Origin of the sequence: Cellulomonas fimi, from assembly GCF_028527925.1 — a bacterium.
In the GTDB taxonomy this organism is placed as follows: domain Bacteria; phylum Actinomycetota; class Actinomycetes; order Actinomycetales; family Cellulomonadaceae; genus Cellulomonas; species Cellulomonas fimi_C.
In genome coordinates this window covers 1-554 of record NZ_JAPESW010000179.1, presented here as the reverse complement: position 1 = coordinate 554, position 554 = coordinate 1, and the positions used below count along the sequence as shown (strand labels likewise).

At 60.5% G+C, this 554-nt stretch carries 2 protein-coding genes; both read left to right on the top strand.

Annotated features, from left to right (window positions below):
* Window positions 1-185, top strand: a 185-nt coding sequence (locus OMK64_RS21560) for a hypothetical protein (protein ID WP_272730169.1), incomplete at its 5' end; no start/stop codon positions are given.
* On the top strand, window positions 182-554 hold a 373-nt coding region (locus OMK64_RS21555), incomplete at its 3' end, for an HhH-GPD family protein (RefSeq protein ID WP_524536925.1). The genes OMK64_RS21560 and OMK64_RS21555, both read left to right, overlap by 4 nt.

Here is a 554-nt window from a genome sequence, read left to right as displayed (position 1 = left end):
AATTCCCGCTGCGCTGCCGTGGCCCACTGGAGCTGGGCGCCAAGGCCTGCCGCCTGGACAAAGACGGCCTGGACCAGGTCGCCATCAAGGCGGCCGGCAACCGCCTGAACGAAAAGCTGGAAGAGAAGCTCGACAAGGTTAATCCACAACTCAAAGACGCTTTGAAAGGCCTGTTCAAACGATGAGAAACGAGCAGTTTTCAACGGCTGTGTTGGACTGGTACGACCGCCACGGTCGCCACGACCTGCCCTGGCAACAGGGCATCACGCCTTATCGGGTGTGGGTCTCGGAGATCATGCTGCAGCAGACCCAGGTGAGCACCGTGCTCAACTATTTCGATCGTTTCATGGCTTCGCTGCCAACGGTCGAGGCCTTGGCGGCCGCGCCGGAAGATGAAGTGCTGCACTTGTGGACCGGCCTGGGTTACTACACCCGGGCGCGCAATCTGCAAAAGACCGCGAAAATTGTCGTGGCCGAGTACGGCGGCGAGTTTCCCAAGGATGTCGAGAAGCTCACCGAGCTGCCCGGCATCGGTTTGTCCACGGCTGGTGCGA